21 protein-coding genes and 1 other RNA gene are annotated in these 20,582 nt (G+C 65.3%); 3 read left to right on the plus strand and 19 right to left on the minus strand.

Annotated elements, in window-relative coordinates:
• Position 1: 1 nt before the first annotated feature.
• Positions 2-871, minus strand: coding sequence for a TPM domain-containing protein (locus tag EQZ23_RS09045; RefSeq protein WP_128454112.1), 870 nt, complete (start codon positions 869-871; stop codon positions 2-4).
• A gap of 16 nt (positions 872-887) precedes the next feature.
• Positions 888-1,484, minus strand: coding sequence for a LemA family protein (locus EQZ23_RS09050; protein WP_128454113.1), 597 nt, complete (start codon positions 1,482-1,484; stop codon positions 888-890).
• A gap of 104 nt (positions 1,485-1,588) precedes the next feature.
• On the opposite strand from EQZ23_RS09050, the gene mscL reads away from it, so the two are divergent.
• Positions 1,589-2,035 carry a large conductance mechanosensitive channel protein MscL gene (mscL, locus tag EQZ23_RS09055; RefSeq protein ID WP_128454114.1) on the plus strand — a complete coding sequence of 149 codons (447 nt, stop codon included), beginning with the start codon at positions 1,589-1,591 and terminating at the stop codon, positions 2,033-2,035.
• Positions 2,036-2,179: 144 nt separating this feature from the next.
• Here mscL and EQZ23_RS09060 read toward each other — a convergent pair whose 3' ends face one another.
• Positions 2,180-2,611 (minus strand): Rrf2 family transcriptional regulator, encoded by a 432-nt coding sequence (locus EQZ23_RS09060; RefSeq protein ID WP_128454115.1) that lies wholly within the window; start codon positions 2,609-2,611, stop codon positions 2,180-2,182.
• A 101-nt stretch (positions 2,612-2,712) separates the two neighbouring features.
• On the opposite strand from EQZ23_RS09060, the gene ssrA reads away from it, so the two are divergent.
• Positions 2,713-3,068: a transfer-messenger RNA gene (gene ssrA / locus EQZ23_RS09065) on the plus strand.
• 60 nt (positions 3,069-3,128) lie between these two features.
• Here ssrA and EQZ23_RS09070 read toward each other — a convergent pair.
• The 14 genes from EQZ23_RS09070 to rimP form a co-directional block, all read right to left on the minus strand.
• On the minus strand, positions 3,129-3,869 hold the full coding sequence (locus EQZ23_RS09070; RefSeq protein ID WP_128454116.1) for a hypothetical protein: 741 nt from the start codon (positions 3,867-3,869) through the stop codon (positions 3,129-3,131).
• A gap of 87 nt (positions 3,870-3,956) precedes the next feature.
• The gene (locus tag EQZ23_RS09075; protein WP_128454117.1) at positions 3,957-5,099 is read right to left on the minus strand and encodes an acyltransferase family protein; all 1,143 of its coding nucleotides are present in this window, start codon (positions 5,097-5,099) and stop codon (positions 3,957-3,959) included.
• Positions 5,100-5,121: 22 nt separating this feature from the next.
• Positions 5,122-5,823 (minus strand): GDSL-type esterase/lipase family protein, encoded by a 702-nt coding sequence (locus tag EQZ23_RS09080; protein WP_128454118.1) that lies wholly within the window; start codon positions 5,821-5,823, stop codon positions 5,122-5,124.
• A gap of 125 nt (positions 5,824-5,948) precedes the next feature.
• A complete protein-coding gene (locus EQZ23_RS09085; RefSeq protein ID WP_128454119.1) occupies positions 5,949-6,386 on the minus strand; it encodes a response regulator in 438 nt (145 codons plus the stop codon).
• Between the two features lie 137 nt (positions 6,387-6,523).
• The gene (pnp, locus tag EQZ23_RS09090) at positions 6,524-8,944 is read right to left on the minus strand and encodes a polyribonucleotide nucleotidyltransferase (protein WP_128454120.1); all 2,421 of its coding nucleotides are present in this window, start codon (positions 8,942-8,944) and stop codon (positions 6,524-6,526) included.
• Positions 8,945-9,184: 240 nt separating this feature from the next.
• Positions 9,185-9,454, minus strand: a complete 270-nt coding sequence (rpsO, locus tag EQZ23_RS09095; RefSeq protein WP_128454121.1) for a 30S ribosomal protein S15 — start codon at positions 9,452-9,454, stop codon at positions 9,185-9,187.
• Between the two features lie 19 nt (positions 9,455-9,473).
• Positions 9,474-10,466: a tRNA pseudouridine(55) synthase TruB gene (gene truB / locus EQZ23_RS09100; RefSeq protein WP_128454122.1), complete on the minus strand. Its 993-nt coding sequence runs from the start codon at positions 10,464-10,466 to the stop codon at positions 9,474-9,476.
• 90 nt (positions 10,467-10,556) lie between these two features.
• Positions 10,557-11,132, minus strand: coding sequence for a thymidine kinase (locus EQZ23_RS09105; protein ID WP_128454123.1), 576 nt, complete (start codon positions 11,130-11,132; stop codon positions 10,557-10,559).
• A 196-nt stretch (positions 11,133-11,328) separates the two neighbouring features.
• Positions 11,329-11,721 (minus strand): 30S ribosome-binding factor RbfA, encoded by a 393-nt coding sequence (gene rbfA / locus EQZ23_RS09110; RefSeq protein ID WP_206364240.1) that lies wholly within the window; start codon positions 11,719-11,721, stop codon positions 11,329-11,331.
• 118 nt (positions 11,722-11,839) lie between these two features.
• On the minus strand, positions 11,840-14,695 hold the full coding sequence (gene infB, locus EQZ23_RS09115) for a translation initiation factor IF-2 (RefSeq protein WP_128454125.1): 2,856 nt from the start codon (positions 14,693-14,695) through the stop codon (positions 11,840-11,842).
• Positions 14,692-15,456: a DUF448 domain-containing protein gene (locus tag EQZ23_RS09120; protein ID WP_240663538.1), complete on the minus strand. Its 765-nt coding sequence runs from the start codon at positions 15,454-15,456 to the stop codon at positions 14,692-14,694. Before EQZ23_RS09120 ends, infB begins: the two co-directional genes overlap by 4 nt.
• Before the next feature lie 163 nt (positions 15,457-15,619).
• Positions 15,620-15,856 carry a 4-oxalocrotonate tautomerase family protein gene (locus EQZ23_RS09125; RefSeq protein WP_128454127.1) on the minus strand — a complete coding sequence of 79 codons (237 nt, stop codon included), beginning with the start codon at positions 15,854-15,856 and terminating at the stop codon, positions 15,620-15,622.
• Entirely contained in the window at positions 15,856-17,685 is a 1,830-nt protein-coding gene (gene nusA / locus EQZ23_RS09130) for a transcription termination factor NusA (RefSeq protein WP_240663441.1), read from the minus strand. Before nusA ends, EQZ23_RS09125 begins: the two co-directional genes overlap by 1 nt.
• A complete protein-coding gene (gene rimP / locus EQZ23_RS09135) occupies positions 17,685-18,281 on the minus strand; it encodes a ribosome maturation protein RimP (protein ID WP_128454128.1) in 597 nt (198 codons plus the stop codon). Before rimP ends, nusA begins: the two co-directional genes overlap by 1 nt.
• Before the next feature lie 168 nt (positions 18,282-18,449).
• On the opposite strand from rimP, the gene EQZ23_RS09140 reads away from it, so the two are divergent.
• Entirely contained in the window at positions 18,450-19,595 is a 1,146-nt protein-coding gene (locus EQZ23_RS09140) for a PQQ-dependent sugar dehydrogenase (RefSeq protein ID WP_128454129.1), read from the plus strand.
• 121 nt (positions 19,596-19,716) lie between these two features.
• Here the strand turns inward: EQZ23_RS09140 and EQZ23_RS09150 are convergent, their stop codons facing one another.
• Entirely contained in the window at positions 19,717-20,106 is a 390-nt protein-coding gene (locus tag EQZ23_RS09150; RefSeq protein ID WP_128454130.1) for a PaaI family thioesterase, read from the minus strand.
• Positions 20,103-20,558: a PaaI family thioesterase gene (locus EQZ23_RS09155; RefSeq protein WP_128454131.1), complete on the minus strand. Its 456-nt coding sequence runs from the start codon at positions 20,556-20,558 to the stop codon at positions 20,103-20,105. The genes EQZ23_RS09150 and EQZ23_RS09155 overlap by 4 nt, the downstream gene beginning before the upstream one ends.
• Positions 20,559-20,582 lie beyond the last annotated feature (24 nt).

A 20,582-nucleotide genomic window follows, 5' to 3' on the forward strand; every position in this document is an offset into this window, starting at 1 on the left:
GTCACCATCCCCCCGATGCGCCGCCGCCGCCGCCGGATCCACCGCCGCCGCCACCGAACCCACCGCCGCCCCAGCCGCCGCCGCCGCTATCGCCGCCGCCGCCCCAGCTTCCGCCACCACCGCCGCCGCCGCGAGTCATCGCATCGGCAATGCTCCACAACACGATCGGCAACGCGCCGCTGCCGCCACCGCGGCCGCCACCGCCACCCGTGTAACGCTGTCCGCCGGCACGCCGCGAAATCATCGGGATGACGATCGCGGCCATGACGATGCCGAAGAAGATCAGCCCGATCGGCACGCCGCCGCCACCCGAGGACTTGCGGGCATGCGTCTTATCGTACTCCGCCGCCGCGGCCGTTGCCTTCGCGCGCGCCTCCGCATCGGGCAACGCGAGCAGGTCGGCCACCGCGTTCGTCCCCGCGACGATGCCTCCCGCCATGTCCCCGGCCTTGAAGCGCGGCAGGATCTGCTGGTTGATGACCACGCTGGAGAACGCATCGGTCAGTACCGGCTCGAGCCCGTAGCCGACCTCGATCCGAACCTTCCGATCGTTCGGCGCAACCAGCAGGATCGCGCCGTTATTGGCGTCCTTCAGCCCGACACCCCAGTCCCGGATCAACCGATTGCCGTAATCCTCGATCGGATAGCCTTCGAGATCGGGCACCGTCGCGACCACCAGCTGGTTGCCGGTCGTCTTCTGCAGGTCGTCGAGCCGCTTGGTCAGCGCAGCTTCCTGATCGGGCGGAATGACATTGGCCGCATCGACGACGAAGCCTGTGAACTTGGGCAAGGTCTGCGCGGTCGCGGGGGAACCGAGGGTGGCGCTACCCAGCAGCACCGCGAACGCCAGCGTGACGAGATAGCGGATCATCGCGCAGATCCCGGGATCAGCTCGCGTTGCCGAAGTTCACCGTCGGCGCGGTTTCGGCACCCGGCGTGGTCGCCGCGAACGGCACCATCGGCTTGGCACCGTAGAAGATCTTCGCGCCGACCGCGTCGGGGAAGGTGCGGATCTTGGTGTTATAGTCCTGCACCGCGCCGTTGTAATCGCGCCGCGCGATCGTGATGCGGTTCTCGGTGCCCTCGAGCTGGCTCATCAGCGTGGTGTAGTTGCCCTGGCTCTTCAGCTCGGGATACGCCTCCTGCAGGCGCTGCAGCGACAGCCCGACGGCGCCCTGGACGCGCTGATACTGTTCCATCTTCGCCGGATCGGACAGATCGGCGGCCGAGACCTGGACCGAGTTGGCGGCGGAGCGCGCCTGCGTCACCTCGACGAGGATATCCTTCTCCTGCGCGCCTGCCGCCTTTACGGTCGCGACGAGGTTGGGGATGAGGTCGGCGCGACGCTGATAATTGTTCTGGACGTCGGCCCAGCGTGCCTTGGCGTTTTCCTCGGCGGTCGGAACGCTGTTGATCCCGCACCCGGCCAGCGCCGACGCGAGCAGGATCGCGGCGGTACCGCGGACGATTGGGGCACGTGACATCGGGGCTCTCCTGAATACCTGTGTCACCCTCATAGGACAGTCGAGAGGGTTGGCGAAACCGAAATCGGTGGTTAGCGTCGCCCGGGCAACAGAGGGGGGCTGCCGTGCTCAAGGAATTCAAGACGTTCATCATGCGCGGCAACGTGCTCGACCTGGCGATCGCGGTGATCATCGGCGCGGCGTTCGGCAAGATCGTCACGTCGCTGACCGACGACGTGCTGATGCCGATCATCGGCAAGCTCTTCGGCGGTCTCGATTTCTCGAGCTATTTCTGGCGGATGGGGTCGGTGCCGGCGGGTTATGCAGGCTCGCTCAGCGATTACGCCGCGCTGAAGAAGGCGGGGGTGCCGCTGCTCGGCTATGGCGCGTTCGCGACGCAGCTGGTGAATTTCGTGATCGTCGCATTCATCATCTTCATGCTCCTGCGCGTTGTGAACCGCGCTGCGGCGATGCTGGAGCGCGAGAAGGCGACCGTCGCGGTCGCCCCCGCGCCGGAGCCGGTCGAGATTGCGCTACTTCGCGAAATCCGCGACGAGCTGAAGAAGCGGTAATGCTTGTGTCCCTCTCCTCTGCGGAGGGAGGGAGGGAGCGCGAAGCGCGGAAGGGTGAGGGGCATGAGGCTCGGGACCGCATCCCAACTCCCCCTCATCCGACGCTACCGCGCCACCTTCTCCCCGGCGGGGAGAAGGAAAGGTTCACGCCGCGACCAGGTCCTCGGCATTCGCATCCGCCAGGCTCGTCCCATCAAGGATCCGCGCAGTCTCGTCGCGAACCCGCATCATCGCGTGGCGGATCGCGCAGTCGGCTTCGCTCTTGCAGTCGGGGCAGGGGCGGTACGCGGTCCGGCTCACGCACGGCACCAGCGCGAGCGGTCCCTCGATCACCCGGATGACTTCGCCGAGCGAGATCAGGTGGCTTGGGCGCGACAGGCGATACCCGCCCATCTTGCCGCGATGGCTGTGGAGCAGTCCGGACTCGCGCAGGTCAGCGAGGATCAGCTCGAGGAACTTGCGGGGCACGTTCGCTTCGGCGGCAATCCGCGTCATCGGGATCGGTGGGCCACCGGCGGGGGCGCCGCCAAGGAATATCATCGCGCGGAGCGCGTAGCGGGAGCGCTGCGTCAACATAATGCAGATCGCTATGCACGTGCTTTGTGGCGAGTGGAAGGCGGTTTGGCACGTTGCGTGCTTCGTCCCTCAGATTTCGCAATAAAAAAGCCGCCGGGGTCGGCCTTTTCATCGCGCCGCACGTCGCCTATATCGGGTGTGCCGTCGGGGGAATCTTCTGTTGGCGGCTATGGCGATAAACCGTGGCGTGTCATAGACACAGCGGACCCGGGGGCAGTACCCGGCGACTCCACCACCGCCCTCTTCGCAAGAGGGGGACGATGACGGGGTCGAACTAGGATCGACGTGTGTTCAACGACGCTATGTTTCGCTCGGAATGGGACCACCGCAACGGCCCATACACAAGTGCCAACGATAACGAAGCACTCGCAATTGCCGCATAACTGACGGTCTAACGACCTAAGTTATACGGACGAAAGCGCGGTTCGGGCCACACCGGGCAACAGAAGTGGAAACCGGCGGTACGGGGAGCACCGAGCAACAGAAGCTCCCCACTATCCCCATAAGGTCGGCCCAATCACGCAGCCAAGCGTGCGACGAGCCGCAAAACCGGCGGGCTGAAGCCGAGCGGGCCCACCAGCAGGTTCGTCACGACCAGCACCGCGCCACCCCAATAATAGGCCGGATGCACGCGGCCCCGTGATCGCAGGTCGAAGATCATGCCCGCCACGACGTAGGCCGCCATCGACGCGAACACCGCCATCGACGCGAACACCGCGAGCGGCGCGTACCGGCCGAGCAGCGGCATCGGCAGGATCCGCCCCAACGCCGGCGACATGACCAGGATCGTCCCGCACAACATCAGCCGCTTATGCCATGCCGCCTGCCTCCGGAGCGCGATCGCCAACGCCGTCAGTACGCCGAACCCGATTGCCCCCAGTACGTCGAGTACCAGGAAAACGCCCGGCGGGAAGAACGGCGGCACGCGGTGCTGCTCGATCGCCGTGACGGTCGTCACGATGCCCAGCGCGACCATCACGGGCGCAAGGCCGGCCCCCAGCATGCCCAACTGCCGATGGAGCGTGACCGAACCCCGCACGATCAGCCAGTTCTGGAGGACGTAAAGAACAATCCACGCCAAGAAGGCCGCCGCATGCAGATGGACTTGCCTCGGTGATTCCACGAAGTTCCACTGCATCCGCGCCGCGTTCAGCGTGAAACCGAACACTATGGTAGCAGCGATTGTTATCGCCATGACCAGGAAGAACCGCCGCTCGCTGGCAAGCGTGCTACCTCTATGTTCCGGTGCCAAAGCCACCGTCCCCATCCTGCCGCCCCCGCGAGTCGATGTTCGTAGCGAGAAGGATGCGCTTAATAGCGTCGTCCAGCAAGACGTGTCGAAAGACTAAGCAGGTGCGATACTATTTGGCTGCGCCGAGTCTGGTAGCTTGCCGTTGAAGATGAACGATATGACTGGATATCTTGCGACCAAAAGTACGTGCACAGCATAAGATACTACGGATCCGACGACGATCGCCGTGAGGAACTCTGCATAGGGGGGCCACGCGACCTGCAGCAAGGCCAGTTTCGCCGCGATGATGATCGGAAAATGGAGGATGTAGATCGTGAAGGACGCATCCGCGAGCCGGCTTACGATCGGCGGCACCGTTCGGATCGCGACCGCGGATCGGAGGATCAGGACCGAGGCGGCGGGCGGGCACAGCGACATGCCGACGAGTTCGATCATGTCGCCGACGACCGCCCGCCCGATGGGATCGAGCATCGCGCTCACGCCACCGAACCAGCCCGCATAGAGTCCGCCGACCGCAGCCAGGATGATCATCGGGGTGCGGATCGACCCGGTCATGGCACGGTACAGTACCGGTGACCGTGCGAGCAGAAAGCCGAGAAGGTAGAAGGGGGCATAGCCGAGCATCAGCTGAACATGCGACAAGGCCGACGCGTACTCTATCGGTGCGTGTCCCGTCAGGACCTGACGCGTGATTATCATGAGCACACAGCAGGCGAACGCGGACGCAAGCAACAACACGGTCTGCGCCGAACCGCCGGGTCCGCGGTTGTCCGCGAGTTTGCGTTCGAGAAACCCGATCACGTCATGATGCCGATCGAGAAGATGAAACGCATAGCTCATCGGCGCATAGGCGAGCAGCGCAACCAGGAACCAGAGATGATACCAGTCGTGCGCCAGCGTAAACGGCCCATGCGTCCGATCGGCGAGGTCGCCGATCATCCAGCCGATCAGCGGGCAGATCACCAGCAAGCCGAACAACAACGGTACGCCGATCTGGATACTGCGCCGGCTCAGCCACGCCCGGGGCGATCGTCGGCGCAGCGCGTAGCCGCACAGCAGTCCCGAGATCAGCATGAAGCTGCCCATTCGAAACGCATGGGATATCAACGGGATAGCGGCAAACACGGGTAGATGTTCCAGCCCCATCGCGCTGTGCAGCACGACGCCACCAAGCATCAGGATCGCACGCCACACCGACAGGCCTTCGATCCTGGTACTGGCGACGCCGGGGTTCATGCTGGATGACGCGTCGAAAAGGTCATGCCAGTGGCGCGCGGTGCGAACAGGCGGTCGGGTCGCCACGTCGGAGGACCGACTGCAACGCGGGCCGGATCGCCCGCGTCATTCGCGCATATCCGGCTGCATTGAGGTGAATGCCGTCATCGACATAGAAAGGCCCCGGACGGTGGGCGACCAGGAAGGAGGGAACGACATCGACGAACGTCACCCCCTGTGTTTGTGCCGCGATCGTGCGGGCCGCGGTGTTGAACAGCGTCTGTTCGGGCAGGTTGCCCCAGCGGGTCGGGGACGGCTTCAACGCCACGACGATGACCGGGACATCCCCCCAGCGCCGCATCCTGAACGCCAAGAACGCGCGTAAATTGACGATGTCGTCGGCGGCGGTCGCGCCCTTCGCGATATCGTTCTCGCCAGCGTAATAAACGATGGCGCGTGGCCGAGACCAACGTGGTTCGTTGCGCAGCATCTGGAGCAACTCGGGCATCCTGGCGCCGTTGACGCCGCGGTTGCGCGCGTTCCACGGCATCATGTCCGCGCCCAACGTCCGCCATTTGTGGATCGACGAACTGCCGATGAACCATATCGCGCAACGATCGGTGCTGCCGCCGCCGGGAAGCCGCGCCGCGGCGTCGGGCATCTCGGCACGCGACTGCACGACGAACAGCCACCCCCCGAACACGCTGCCAAATACCACCAGCGCCACGCACAACTTGCCGATCACGGCCCATATCGGCTGGCGGTCCCGATCGCCGGTAGGGGTAGCCGTTACAGTCTCAAGATCGCTTCGCGCCACTACGCCTCACCCTTCGTCTCACGCCACCCTATCCAAGGGGCGTAAGCTAAAGGTTAAGGAGCGCTCATTGACCCTGCACGAGGCGATCGCGGCCGCAGATCAGCCTGCTTAGCCACCCCGACGGGCTCATCGTCGGGTGCAAGCAAGCGACTGATTTGCGCGCCGGTATAGGGTTTGCGCACGAAGTTTGCGGTCGCCGGGAGCGCTCGATCGGCGCCGTCTTCCAAACCCGACGTCACGAGGATTGCGATATCCGGTCGCCGTTCGTGAACGACGTTGGCCAGGCCAACCCCGTCGAGCGAACCCGGCATCCGGATATCGGTAAACAGCGCGCCGATGTCCGGACGCTCTTCGAGGCAGGCGAGCGCATCGGCCGCATTGCCCGCTTCCACCACCTCATACCCGGCATCTTCGAGCGCGAAGAGTGAGTGGACGCGAACGAGCGGATCGTCATCGACAACGAGAACAACGGACTTGGGGATGGCATGCATAGCGGTTCGAACAGACGACACCGACGTCCGTTCCCGAAACACGCGCGTTTGCTCCGCCAAATCGGGCAGACCCAGCGTCACACGAAAAAGGGGCCCGGTTTCCCGAGCCCCTCATCATTTACCAGTTAGGCAAAGGCTTAGTCGCGATCGCCCGTCAGGAACGCCGGCGCGAACTCAGCGGGCTTGTCACCCTCCGAACGCTCGGCGCGGGGAGCGCGCTCGCCACCCTGGCCACCGCCGTCACGACGCGGGCCGCGGCCACCGCCGTTGCCGCCTGCGTCACGGCCGCCATCGCCGTCGCGACGCGGACCACGGGGACCACGGTCACCGCCGCCGCCTTCGCCGCGCGGACCACGACCGCCACCGCCGCCGCCATCACGACCACCATCGCCATCACGACGCGGCGGACGCGGACCACGGTCACCGCCTTCGCGCGGCTCGCGGGCAGGACGCGTGTCCTCCAGCTCTTCGCCGGTCGTCTGGTCGACGACGCGCATCGACAGGCGAACCTTGCCGCGCGGATCGATCTCGAGGACCTTGACCTTGACTTCCTGGCCTTCGCTCAGGGCGTCCGAGACCTTCTCGACGCGCTCGTTCTTGATTTCGGACACGTGGACGAGACCGTCCTTGCCACCCATGAAGTTCACGAACGCACCGAAGTCCACCAGGTTGACGACCTTGCCGTCATAGACCTTGCCGACTTCGGCTTCCTCGACGAGGCCCTTGATCCACTTGATCGCAGCTTCGATCTGCGCGGGGTCGGACGACGACACCTTGATCACGCCCTCGTCGTCGATGTCGACCTTGGCGCCGGTCTGCGCGACGATCTCGCGGATCACCTTGCCGCCGGTGCCGATGACTTCACGGATCTTCGACTTCTCGATCGTGAAGGTCTCGATACGCGGTGCGTGTGCCGACAGCTCCTCACGCGTGTGGTCGAGCGCCTTGGCCATTTCGCCGAGGATGTGCGCGCGGCCTTCCTTGGCCTGTGCCAGTGCCTTGCCCATGATCTCTTCGGTGATGCCGGCGATCTTGATGTCCATCTGCATCGTGGTGATGCCCTCGGACGTGCCAGCCACCTTGAAGTCCATGTCGCCGAGGTGATCCTCGTCGCCCAGGATGTCCGACAGAACCGCGAAGTTCTTGCCCTCGAGGATCAGGCCCATTGCGATGCCCGACACCGGACGCTTGAGCGGAACGCCGGCATCCATCATCGACAGCGAACCGCCGCAGACCGTCGCCATCGACGACGAGCCGTTGCTCTCCGTGATGTCCGACAGAACGCGGATCGTGTACGGGAACTCTTCCTTCGACGGCAGCACCGGGTGCAGCGCGCGCCAGGCGAGCTTGCCGTGGCCGACTTCGCGACGACCCGGCGCACCGAAGCGACCGACTTCACCGACCGAGTAGGGCGGGAAGTTGTAGTGGAGCATGAAGTTTTCGTACGAAAGCCCGTTCAGGCCGTCGATCATCTGCTCTGCGTCGCGCGTGCCGAGCGTGGTGGTGCAGATCGACTGCGTCTCGCCGCGCGTGAACAGCGCCGAGCCATGCGTCCGCGGGAGGAAGTGGACCATCGCCTCGATCGGACGGATCTGCGTGGTGGTGCGGCCGTCGATGCGGGTGCCGTCCTTGAGGATGGCGCCGCGGACGATCTCCGCCTCCAGCTTCTTCATCAGCTTGCCGGCAGCCATCTGGTCCTGCGGGGTCGCATCGGCAAAGGCGGTCTTGCCCTTGGCGCGTGCGGCGTTCAGCAGGTCCGAACGCTTGGACTTGTCGGTCACCTTGTAGGCAGCCGCGATGTCCTTGCCGATCAGCTTCTTCAGCTTGTCCTTGGCGGTCGAGAGATCAGCCTGCTCGGCCATTTCCCACGGATCCTTTGCAGCCATCTCGGCCAGATCGATGATCAGGTTGGCGGCTTCGCGGCAGGCCTTGTGCGCGAACTGCACGGCACCGAGCATGATCTCTTCCGAAAGCTCCTTGGCTTCCGATTCGACCATCATCACGGCCTGGCCAGTGGCGGCGACGACGAGGTCGAGGTCACCCGCCTTGGCTTCGTCGAGCGTCGGGTTGAGAATGTACGCGCCATCGACATACCCGACGCGCGCTGCGCCGATCGGGCCCATGAACGGCACGCCCGAGATCGTCAGCGCCGCCGACGCCGCGACCATCGCGAGGATGTCCGGCTCGTTCTCGCCGTCATACGACAGAACCTGGCAGATCACGTTGATCTCGTTGTAGAAACCCTCTGGAAACAGGGGACGGATCGGGCGATCGATGAGACGGCTGGTCAGCGTCTCCTTTTCGGTCGCGCCGCGCTCACGCTTGAAGAAGCCGCCGGGGATGCGGCCGCTTGCGGAGAACTTCTCCTGGTAATGGACGGTGAGCGGGAAGAAATCCTGCCCTTCATTGACGGTCCGTGCAGCCGTGACGGCGCACAGAACGACGGTTTCGCCGAGCGTGGCGAGGACGGCGCCATTGGCCTGACGGGCCACGCGGCCGGTCTCGAGCGTCAGCGTCTTGCCGCCCCACTGGGCGCTTACGGTCTTGGTATCGAACATTCTTTTTCCTTCACTCCGCTCGCCAGATGCGAACGGGGCCTATGTGCGGGCTAAGCCGGCCCGCGGCGGTACGGAGCGAGTTGTCGCTCCCAAAGGGATCGGCCGAATTGCCTTTCCCTTAATTCCTTCCCGGAGAAGGCCGGGGTCCCGTTGGGGTACGCTGCGTGTCGCGCGCGCCGCCAGTGTAGAATAGTTCTGCCGGAATGCCAAAAGGGGCGACCTTTCGGCCGCCCCTTGAGATTACTTGCGAAGACCGAGCTTCGCGATCAGATCCAGGTAGCGCTGGCCGTCCTTGTGACGGAGATAATCCAGCAGCGTCCGGCGCTTGTTGACCATCATGAGAAGGCCACGACGCGAGTGGTTGTCCTTCTTGTGGGTCTTGAAATGCTCGGTCAGGTTCTTGATGCGCTCGGTCAGGATCGAGACCTGGACTTCCGGCGAACCGGTATCGCCCTCGGCGCGCGAATGCTCCTTGACGAGCTCGGTCTTGCGTTCTGCGGTAATCGTCATGAAATTCGTATCCTCGACATCACAAGTTGAAACCGCGAACGACCCGGACGTCTCCGTCCTCGACCTCGACCAGCGCGACCGGGACAGCGTCCAGCTCGGCGAAGTATTGGCCATCGTCTGCGGCGATCCCGGCCAAGATACGCCCCTGTCGGAGCGCCCCTGCCTGGTCGGGGGTGAGGGAGAGAGCCGGGATGTCGTCCAGCGCCACCCTCAAGGGCAGAAGTACATCTTCAAGCGCGGAGGCCTTAGCGAGTTCGTCCAGTTTGTCCAGCGATATCGCGGATGTCAGGTCGAACGGACCCGCCTTGGTGCGGCGCAGCATGGTGACGTGGCCGACGGTGCCGAGGGCGATCGCGATGTCGCGCGCGAGGCTGCGGATATAGGTGCCCTTCGAGACGTACGCGGTGAGCGTGACCTCCTTCAAATCCTCCCCCGCCAGGGGGAGGTGGCGCGGCGGAGCCGTGACGGAGGGGGAGGGCAGAGGAACGTCGGTTGCGTGTCCGCCCCCTCCGTCAGCCTCCGGCTGCCACCTCCCCCTGGCGGGGGAGGATTGCAGTGCGTGAATCGTCACATCCCGGCTAGCGAGCACCACCTCATGCCCGGCCCGAGCGAGATCATACGCCCGCTCCCCATCCACCTTCAGCGCCGAATAGGCCGGCGGCACCTGCGAAATCGGGCCTGTAAACTGAGCCAATACCGCCTCGACCGCCTCTAACGTCGGCCGCACGTCCGACGTGGCGATCGCCACGCCCTCCGCGTCGAGCGTGTCCGTCTGAACCCCGAACATCACCGTGAAGTCATAGATCTTGTCGCTATCGAGCATCCGCCCTGCGAGCTTTGTCGCTTCCCCGACCGCAATCGGTAAGACGCCGGTGGCGAGCGGATCGAGCGTGCCGCCATGGCCCACCTTGAACTTGCCATAGCCGCCGGACCGCAAAGCCCGCTTCACCGCCGACACGCCCTGCGTCGATCCCAGCCCCAGCGGCTTGTCGAGAATGATCCAGCCATGCATGCGTTGTGTCCTAGAGTTTGGGGTAAGGCGGGAGCGCACCCCACACGGTCCGTCATCCTGACTTTCGTCAGGATGACGGGGGAGGGGACGCTACCCCAAAGCCTCGACAAAATGCCGCCGGCACAGCGCAACATACCGGTCGTTCCCACCAATCTCGGTCTGCTGCCCCTCGGCGATTGCCCGCCCGCTGGCATCGACCCGCAGGTTCATCGTCGCTTTCCGCCCGCACCCGCAGACCGACTTGATCTCGACCAGCGAGTCGGCGATCGCCAGCAACCGCGCCGACCCCGGAAACAACGCTCCCTGAAAATCGGTCCGCAACCCGTAGGCGAGAACCGGTATCCCGACCACGTCACAGATATGCGCCAACTGATCGACCTGCGCGGCCGTCAGAAACTGCGCCTCATCCACCAGCACGCACGAGATCGCGTCCTCGCCATGCTGCCGGACCACGCAAGCCCCGATATCCGTCGCCGAATCGAACGCGATCGCCGGCGCCTCCAACCCGATTCGCGAGGTGATCGTCCCCGCCGCGAACCGGTCGTCGATCGCCGCCGTAAACAGCATCGTCCGCATGCCCCGCTCGCGGTAATTGAAGTCCGCCTGCAACAGGTTCGTCGACTTCCCCGCGTTCATCGACGCGTAGTAGAAATACAGCTTGGCCATGAGGGCAAAGAGCGGGAACCTCGGTCTATGTCCAGACCCATTCCCACCCCCGTTCGTCCTGAGTAGCTGCTGAGCTTGTCGAAGCGGCGTATCGAAGGCTGGGTTGGCGCGGGGAACCTGTGCTTCGATACTGGCCCTCGATACAGATCTTTGAGCCTACTCGGTCTCTACTCAGCACGAACGGGGGAGGCTTCGATCAATCTTCGCTCAAATCCCGCGCGATATGCGGATCGCGCAGCAGCGTATCGATGTGCGTGCCCTCGTCGAAGCTTTCGTCCGCCAGGAACTTCAGCTTGGCGGCATAGCGCGTCTGCACCCGGGTCGCGACTTCGCGCTGGAGGTAGGCGGTGTTCGTCCTGAGCGCCTTCAGCACCTTTTCCTCGTCCTTGCCGAGCAATGGCTTCACGAAGACGGTCGCGTGGCGGAGGTCGGGGGACATGCGGACCTCGGTGATCGTCACGAGGTGCTTTTCGAGCACCGGATCGTGCACGTCGCCGCGCGCGAGGATGTCCGACAGGGCATGACGCGCCTGTTCGCCGACGCGTAATGCGCGGACGGCTTTGATTTCTGGGGTATCGGTCTTCATAATATCTCCCCTCCCGCCAGCGGGAGGGGCCGGGGGTGGGCTCCCGGCCTCGGCGTCTTGCACCGTGGATGGCGGGTGCCCACCCCCCGACCCCCTCCCGCGAGCGGGAGGGGGAGCAGTATTACAGCGTGCGTTCGCGCATCTCGACTTCGAACGTCTCGAGGACGTCGCCGGCCTTGATGTCGACGAAGTTCGACGTGAACGTCACGCCGCACTCCAGACCCGCACGGACCTCGGCGACATCATCCTTGAAGCGACGCAGCGATGCGATTTCACCCTGGTAGATGATGACGTCGTTGCGCGTGATGCGCGCCTTGAGCGCCTTGCGAATATTGCCTTCGGTAACGAGCAGACCCGCCGCCTTGCCGTGCTTACCCGCCGAGAAGACCTCGCGGATATCGGCACGACCGACCACCGTCTCGAACGCTTCCGGCCCAAGCTCGCCGGCCATCCCCGCCCGGATCTCGTCGATCAGATCGTAGATCACGTCGTAGTATTTGAACGCGACCTTCTGGCGCTCGGCAATCTCGCGTGCCTTGGCGTTCGGGCGAACGTTGAAGCCGATGATCGGTGCACCGGATGCCGCCGCCAACGTGACGTCCGACTCGGTGATGCCACCGACACCCGAGCTCAGCACACGCGCCTTGATCAGGTCGGTGGAGATCTTGTTGATCGCCCCGACGATCGCCTCGACCGTCCCTTGCGTATCCGCCTTCACGACCAGCGGATATTCGATCGCCTGCTTGTCCTTCAGCGCCGAGAACATGCTCTCGAGGCTGGCGGGAACCGACGCGGTCCGCTTGTCGGTCTTCACGCTGCGACGATATTCCGCGACTTCGCGGGCGCGTGCCTCGTTCTCGACCACCTGGAACGGATCACCCGCCGACGGCACGCCCGACAAACCGAGGACCTCGACCGGCATCGCCGGACCGGCTTCCTTGATCTGCTTGCCCTTGTCGTCGACCAGCGCACGGACCTTGCCGCTCTCGCCGCCGACCACGAAGATGTCGCCGACCCGCAGCGTACCGCGGTTGACGAGGATCGTCGCGACCGGGCCGCGACCCTTGTCGAGCTTGGCCTCGATCACCGTACCCTCGGCTGCGCGATCCGGATTGGCGCGCAGTTCGAGCAGTTCGGCCTGGAGCTGGATCTTCTCGATCAACGTATCGAGACCGATCTTCTTGGTCGCGGAGACTTCGACGTCCTGGACGTCGCCGCCCATGTCCTCGACCACGATCTCCTCGCTCAGCAGGCGCTCGCGCACTTTCTGGGCATTGGCGCCTTCCTTGTCGATCTTGTTGATCGCGACGATCATCGGAACGCCAGCCGCCTTGGTGTGGGCGATCGCCTCAACCGTCTGCGGCATCAGGCCGTCGTCCGCCGCCACCACCAGGATGACGATGTCGGTGACGTCCGCGCCGCGCGCACGCATCTGCGTGAACGCCTCATGGCCCGGCGTGTCGAGGAAGGTGATCTTCGACTTGTCCTTCAGCGTGACCTGATACGCGCCGATATGCTGGGTGATGCCACCCGCTTCGCCGCGCACCACGTCGGTGCCGCGCAGGGCATCGAGCAACGACGTCTTGCCGTGATCGACGTGACCCATGATCGTGACGACCGGAGCGCGCGGCTTCAGCGTCTCCTCGGCATCGTCGATCGTGTCGTTGGCCAGATCCTGGTCGACATCGCTGACGCGCGTCAGATTGTGGCCGAACTCGGTGACGAGCAACTCGGCGGTATCCTGGTCGATCGTCTGCGTCATCGTGACGGGCATGCCCATCTTGAACAGCGCCTTGACCAGGTCGGCACCCTTCTCGGCCATGCGGTTGGCGAGTTCCTGCACGGTGATCGCCTCGGGGACGACCACGTCGCGGACCTGCTTGGCCTGCGGCTCGCGCGGACCACCGGTGCCACGACGCTCCTTCTCGCGCGCACGCTTCAGGGCGGCGAGCGAACGGGCGCGGGCGCCGTCACCATCGCCGAGCGCGCGGTTGACGGTCAGCTTGCCCGAGGTACGACGATCGTCGCCCTTGCGGTCACGCTGCTGCGGACGCGCCGGGACAGCGTCGCGACGGATGCCACCAACGGGGGCGTTCGCCCCAGTCGCGCCGGGACGCGCGGCGGTCGTGCCGGCGTTGCCCGTCGTCGCCGGCGCTGCGGCAGCGGGTGCTGCAACAGGCTTCGGCGGCGGCGGCGGACGCTCGGGACGCGCCACCGGCGAGAACCGGCGCGGGGCCGGGAACGCGGGATCGCGGGTCAGTTCGAGAACGGGCGGCGGTGCCGGCGGCGCAACAGGTGCGGGCGCAGGCTTGGGCGCCGGGGCAGGAGCCGCTGCGACAGGCGCAGGCTTTGGTGCAACGACCGGGGGTGCAACGACCGGGGCCGGGGCAGGGGCCGCGGCAACGGGCGCCTCGACCGGTGCCGGCGAAGGCGTCGGTGCGGCGACAGGAGCGGGAGCCGCTTCGACGACCGGTGCAGGTGCGGGCGCAGGCGCCTCGACCGGCTTGGGCGCAGGAGTAGCCTTGGCCTCTGCCTCGGCGCGGGCGCGATCGGCGACGCGGTTACGCTCGTCCTCGACGGCCTTGTTACGCTCGGCCTCCTGGCGACGACGCCCTTCTTCGAGCGTGTTCATGCGCTGCTCTTCCGCCTCGCGCAGCAGCTTTGCCTGACGCTCCTGCGGCGACAGATTGCTCTGCTGCTGACGCACGGGGGCAGGGGCAGGCTGCGGTGCGCGCGCCTGCGGGGCCGGTGCTGCGGGCGCAGCCGGCGCGGGCGCGGCAACCGGCGTGGCATCCGCGACCGGGCCGTCGGGATCGCCCGGACGGCGCAGCACGCGCGCACGCTTGGTTTCCACGATCACCGTATTCGATCGGCCGTGGCTGAAGCTCTGCTTCACCTGGCCGGTCTCGACCGTGCGCTTCACACCCAAGGGTGCGCGCATGCCAAGTTTCGGCTTCTCGTTGTCCGTGTCGCTCACTCAAATTCCTCAGTCATTTCCACGGCCGGGCGTTGTCCGGTCGACCCGGACGCCCCTTTAATTTGTGACGCCGATGCGCCCTGCGAGGCCGTTTCGCAAGGCACGGAAGAAGATTCGGGGCCGATAAAATGCAGCCACCGGTCAAGCGCTTCGCTCACCCGCTTCGCTGCAGCGCGGTCTGTCAGGCCAATGTGTACCACATTTTCCCGTCCCAGCGCCAACGCCAATATGGTGCGTGGCACCGGGAGTACAAACCCCCGCAAACCCGAGCCTTCTTCATCGTTGCCGATGCGCCAGGCCTGATCGAGCTTGCGGTTGCCGTCCTCGGCAGCGTCGGACGCGTGGTACAGCGTCTTTAGCTTTCCCTGTCGCGCATTCTGCTCGATCCGATCGGAACCGATGAGAACGGTACCCGAGCGCGATTCGAGACCGAGCCGGTCGAGCGCATTACGCTCCAGCGCGGCCTCGATCATCGCGGGAAGCTCTGCGGGGATCGTAAACTCGCCGGTCTTGAACCCGCGAGCCAGCGCGCCCTTCAGCTTGCCCTTCTTGATCGCGGTTTCAAGCTCGACGCGGGTGACACCGATCCACGCACCACGGCCGGGGGCCTTGGCGCGTACGTCGGGGAAGATCTGGCCGTCGGGAGACAGCGCGAGTCTCACGAGGTGCGGCCGCTCGTCGCGTTCGCCGGAAAGGATGCACTTGCGGATGGGGCCGTCGTCATCCCCCTCCCGCAAGCGGGAGGGGCTAGGGGTGGGCACGCGCTTACCCCCATCGCCGCCGTCAGCCTGAGCCGAAGCGCCGGTCTTCAACGCATGCGCCTTCGCCGAAGCGTCGCGTTTTGTCGAAGCCGGGCGCCCACCCCTCGGTCCCCTCCCGCTTGCGGGAGGGGAGGAAGGAGTAGTGTCGGTCGCGCCTAGCGTCTCATCGGGAGGGTTCCGCATGTGCGTCCTCCTGCGTCAGAGTCTTCGGGGCGTCGCGGTCGACGAGCAATTGCCCGCCGGCGCCGTAATTTTCGGTCGAGACTTCCTCGATCACGATCTGCACCGCAGCCGGGTTCTTTCCCAGCCGCTGCACGAGCGACTGGGTGACGTCGGCGACGATGCCGGCCTTCTGGTCCTTGGTGGCGGACCCCGAGATGCGGATGCTGACGAAGGGCATCAGGCCTTGTCGTCCTCGCTCTTCGCGTCCGTCGTGTCCGCAGCGTCGTCAGCCGCAGTCTCTTCAGCCGCAGTCTCTTCAGCCGCAGTCTCTTCAGCCGCAGTCTCTTCAGCCGCAGTCTCTTCAGCCGCAGTCTCTTCAACCGCAGTCTCTTCAACCGCAGTCTCTTCAACCGCAGTCTCTTCAACCGCAGTCTCTTCAACCGCAGCGGCTTCCACCGGAGTCTCGTCCGCGTCCTCAGCGCCAGCCTCGGGCGCCTCGTCCTCGAACCAGTGCGCACGCGCGGCCATGATGATCTCGTTACCCTGCTCGTCGCTCAGGCCATATTCCGCGAGGATCCCGCCCTTCGGCTCGGGGCGCTTGGGCGCATCGTCGTTGCGACGACGGGGCTCGACGCGCTTCTTCTCGACCAGCTCGTCGGTCGCCAGATCGGCGAGATCGTCGAGCGTCTTGATGCCCGCCTTGCCGAGCGTGACGAGCATCGCCTCGTTCAGATACGGCATGTCAATCAGCGCGTCCTCCACGCCGAGCGCGGTGCGCTCTTCGCGGCTGGCCGCGTCGCGACGCTCAAGCGCCTCGGTCGCGCGGTTCTGCAGCTCGCCTGCGAGATCCTCGTCGAAGCCCTCGATGCCGGCGATCTCCTCGACCTCGACATAGGCGACCTCTTCGAGGTTGGTGAACCCTTCGGCGACCAGCAGCTGTGCGAGCGTCTCGTCGACGTCGAGCTCCTTCTCGAACATCGCCGAACGCTCGACGAAGTCCTTCTGGCGCTTCTCGGAGGCATCGGCCTCGGTGAGGATGTCAATCGCCTTACCGGTGAGCTGCGACGCGAGCCGGACGTTCTGGCCACGACGGCCGATCGCCAGCGACAGCTGGTCATCGGGAACGACCACCTCAATACGCTCTTCTTCCTCGTCGATCACGACGCGGCTGACCGAGGCCGGCTGCAGCGCGTTGACGACGAAGGTCGCGATGTCGGGCGACCAGGGGATGATGTCGATCTTCTCGCCCTGCATTTCCTGCACGACGGCCTGCACGCGGCTGCCCTTCATGCCGACGCACGCGCCGACCGGATCGATCGACGAATCATGGCTGATGACGCCGATTTTCGCGCGCGAACCGGGATCGCGGGCCGCGGCCTTGATCTCGATGATGCCGTCGTAGATTTCGGGGACTTCCTGCGCGAACAGCTTCTTCATGAAGTCGGGATGCGCGCGGCTGAGGAAGATCTGCGGCCCGCGGTTTTCGCGGCGGACGTTGAGGATCAGCGAGCGGATGCGGTCGTTGACGCGCACCACTTCGCGCGGGATCTGTGCGTCGCGGCGAATGACGCCTTCCGCACGGCCCAGGTCGACGACGACATGGCCGAACTCGACGCGCTTGACGACGCCGGTGATGATCTCGCCCGCGCGGTCCTTATACTCTTCGAACTGGCGCTCGCGCTCGGCGTCGCGAACCTTCTGGAAGATGACCTGCTTGGCAGCCTGTGCGGCGATGCGGCCGAACTCGATCGGGGGCAAAGGATCGACGATGAAGTCACCGAGGGCTGCGTCCTTCTGGAGCTTCTGTGCGCCCTTGACGTCGACCTGCTTGAAATAGTCATCGACGGCCTCGACCACTTCGACGACGCGCCACAAGCGCAGATCGCCGGTGTTCGGGTCGAGCTTCGCGCGGATGTCGTTCTCGGCGCCGTAGCGCGAGCGGGCGGCGCGCTGGATCGCGTCCTCCATCGCCTCGATCACGATCGCCTTGTCGATCATCTTCTCCGACGCGACCGAATTCGCGATCGCGATCAGTTCCGCGCGGTTTGCGGTGACTGCCGTGGCCATCAATGCTGTCCTTCTTCGGTGTCGGCCTCGTGAGCGCTGGGCTCATCGGTGGGCGTGTCTTGATAGAAAACTTCGTCCGCGCCTTCGATCGAAAGCGGCGCGGTCGCGGCGATGAGTCGGTCGGTCATGACGAGCTTGGCGTCGGCCACTTGGGCGAAGTCAATCGTCATGATCTTGTGCTTGTTCACGTCGACGGTGATCTTGGTCCCCTCGACGCCCATCAGGTTGCCCGAGATCTGCTTGCGATCCTCGAACGGCTCGACGAGGCGGATGCGCGCCTCCTGGCCTTCCCAATCGGCAAAGTCCTGCAACCGCGTCAGCGGGCGATCGATACCGGGGCTCGACACTTCGAGACGATAGGCCTCCTCGCCGACCGGGTCCTTGCCCTCGGCCTCGAGCGCATCGAACTTGTCCGAGATGCGGCGCGACAGCTCGGCGCAATCCTCGATCACCAGCTGGCGGGTGTCGGGGCGTTCGGCCATCACCTGCAACGTCGGATCGGACTTGCCGCCCTGCATGCGCACGCGCACGAGGCTGAGGCCGAGCGCGGTGGCCTCGGGTTCGATCAGGTCGGTCAACAGGGCGATGTTCGCCATCGGAATTCCAGAACACAGGTGATTGCTGCCGCGGAGCAAGCCCCGCAGCCTCTTCATCTGGCGATGTAGAGAAGTGATGCGTCTATACGCGGGGTGGCGCAGGTTCGCAAGCGGGAGCAACCTTCATTGCTACGCTCGCGTTTGAACAAAGATTTCCGGGAGAAGATCATGATTCGCCACACGCTGTTCGCCACCAGTCTGCTGTCTGTTACCTTGCTCGCCTCGACCGCCTGTTCCGCACAGCCGGCCGGGGGCGGCAAGCCGTTCAACCAGGCGGTCGTTGCCGATTTCGAGTCACCCTGGGCAATGACGGTCCTGCCCGACGGACGCGCTCTCGTGACCGAGAAGGACGGCCGGATGCTGATGCTCATGATCGCGTCGAAAGAGCGGAAAAACAGCGTCACCGCCACGATGCCGGTAGAGGGTATCCCGAAGATCGACAGCGCAGGGCAGGGCGCGTTGATGGACGTGGTGCTCGCCCCCGACTTCGCCGCCAATCAGCTCGTCTATTTTTCGGGATCGATCACGGGCGCAGGCGGGAAGGGCGTCGCACTCTGGCGTGGCAAGCTTGTCGAGGATAGTCGAGGTCTGAGGCTCGAAGGCGTCGAGGAACTGTTCCGCGCGCGGCCTTTCGTCGAAGGGAACGGCCATTATTCCGGCCGCATCGCGTTCTCGCCCGACGGCAAATATCTGTTCTTCACCAATGGCGAGCGCCAGAAGTTCACGCCCGCGCAGGACCCCAAGGTTACGCTCGGCAAGGTCCTCCGCCTGACGCTCGACGGCAAACCCGCCCCCGGCAACCCGCTCGTGGCCAAGGGCTTCGCGCCGGAGATCTGGAGCTACGGCCACCGCAACCTGCTCGGCATCGCGTTCGACGCGCAGGGCAATCTTTGGGAGCAGGAGATGGGGCCAAAGGGCGGCGACGAGGTCAATCTGATCAAGCCCGGCCTCAATTACGGCTGGCCCAACGCCTCGAACGGCAGCAACTATGACGGCACCGACATCCCCGACCACAAGCCCGGCGACGGCTACGAGCCGCCCAAGGTATCGTGGAACCCGGTGATCTCGCCCGGCGGCCTCATGATCTATTCGGGCAGCATGTTCCCGCAGTGGAAGGGCGACGCGTTCATCGGCGGCCTGTCGTCGAAGTCGCTGGTGCGCGTCGATCTGAACGGCACGAATGCGGCTAAGGGCGACCAATGGGACATGCGCGCGCGCATCCGCGACGTCGAACAAGGCCCCGATGGCGCGATCTGGGTGCTGGAAGACGGTGGCGACTCGCAAGGCCGGCTGATCAAGCTGACGGCGAAGTAGGACGTATTCCCCTCCCGCTTGCGGGAGGGGTTAGGGGAGGGGGCGACGTACGTACTGGCGTCCGGCTGGTGGGGCGCGCCCCTCCCCCGACCCCTCCCGCAAGCGGAAGGGGAGTAGAAGATCAGTCTCTCACGATCAGGTAGTTCATCCGCGCGGCGGCGATCGGCTTGTCGCGTTCGTCCTGCCACGCGGTCGCCTCGACATTCGCCACCCGCGTCCCCAGCCGCGTAACCACCCCTGCCGCCCGCGTCGGCTTGTCGCGTCCACCCCGCATGAAATCGACCGTGACGTTGACCGGCTTGATCCGCCCGCCGCCCTCGGCCTCCAGCGCATGCTGCAACGCCGCGATCGCCGCCATCTCCAGCAACCCCGAGATCGCGCCGCCATGCAGGAACCCCGGTCGCCCGAGCACGTCGTCGGCGAACGGCATCATCAGCACCGGCGGCGCACCGTCCTCGCCCTCGACCGACACGCGGAGAATCTCCGCATAGGGCGGCAGGCCGATCGTCATGCCTCGATCCTTCTGTTCAGGCCCATCCCGGCGACATCGCCCACCACCATGAACGTCCCCGCGACGTGCGCGAGCGGGTCCTCGGGATCACCGTCATGCGCCTGGCCCCGCACGAACGCGATCGAGCGCGTGATCCGGTAGCATTCGCCGCGCCCGATCACCGTCTTGCCCGGCGTCGCGGGGCGCAGGTAGTCGACGCGCAGGTCGAGCGTCGCATGCGGCACGAACGCATCGCGCTTGATCCAGATCGCCAGACTCGTCGCCATGTCCATCATCGTGATGATCGGCCCCGACGCGATCACGCCGCTCGAAGAATCGCCGATGAGTTTCGCGTCATAGGGCAGCGCAAGCTCCGCCCAATCCTCGCCATGCGCGTGATAGCGCATCCCCAGCGCGGCGCCGTGCCCGCCGAACCCGCGTGTCGAAAACCATTGTGCGTCGAAACCAGCCATCGGCGAGCCTCTACACGGCCCGCG

Source organism: Sphingomonas sp. UV9, from assembly GCF_004101245.1.
Classification (GTDB): domain Bacteria; phylum Pseudomonadota; class Alphaproteobacteria; order Sphingomonadales; family Sphingomonadaceae; genus Sphingomonas.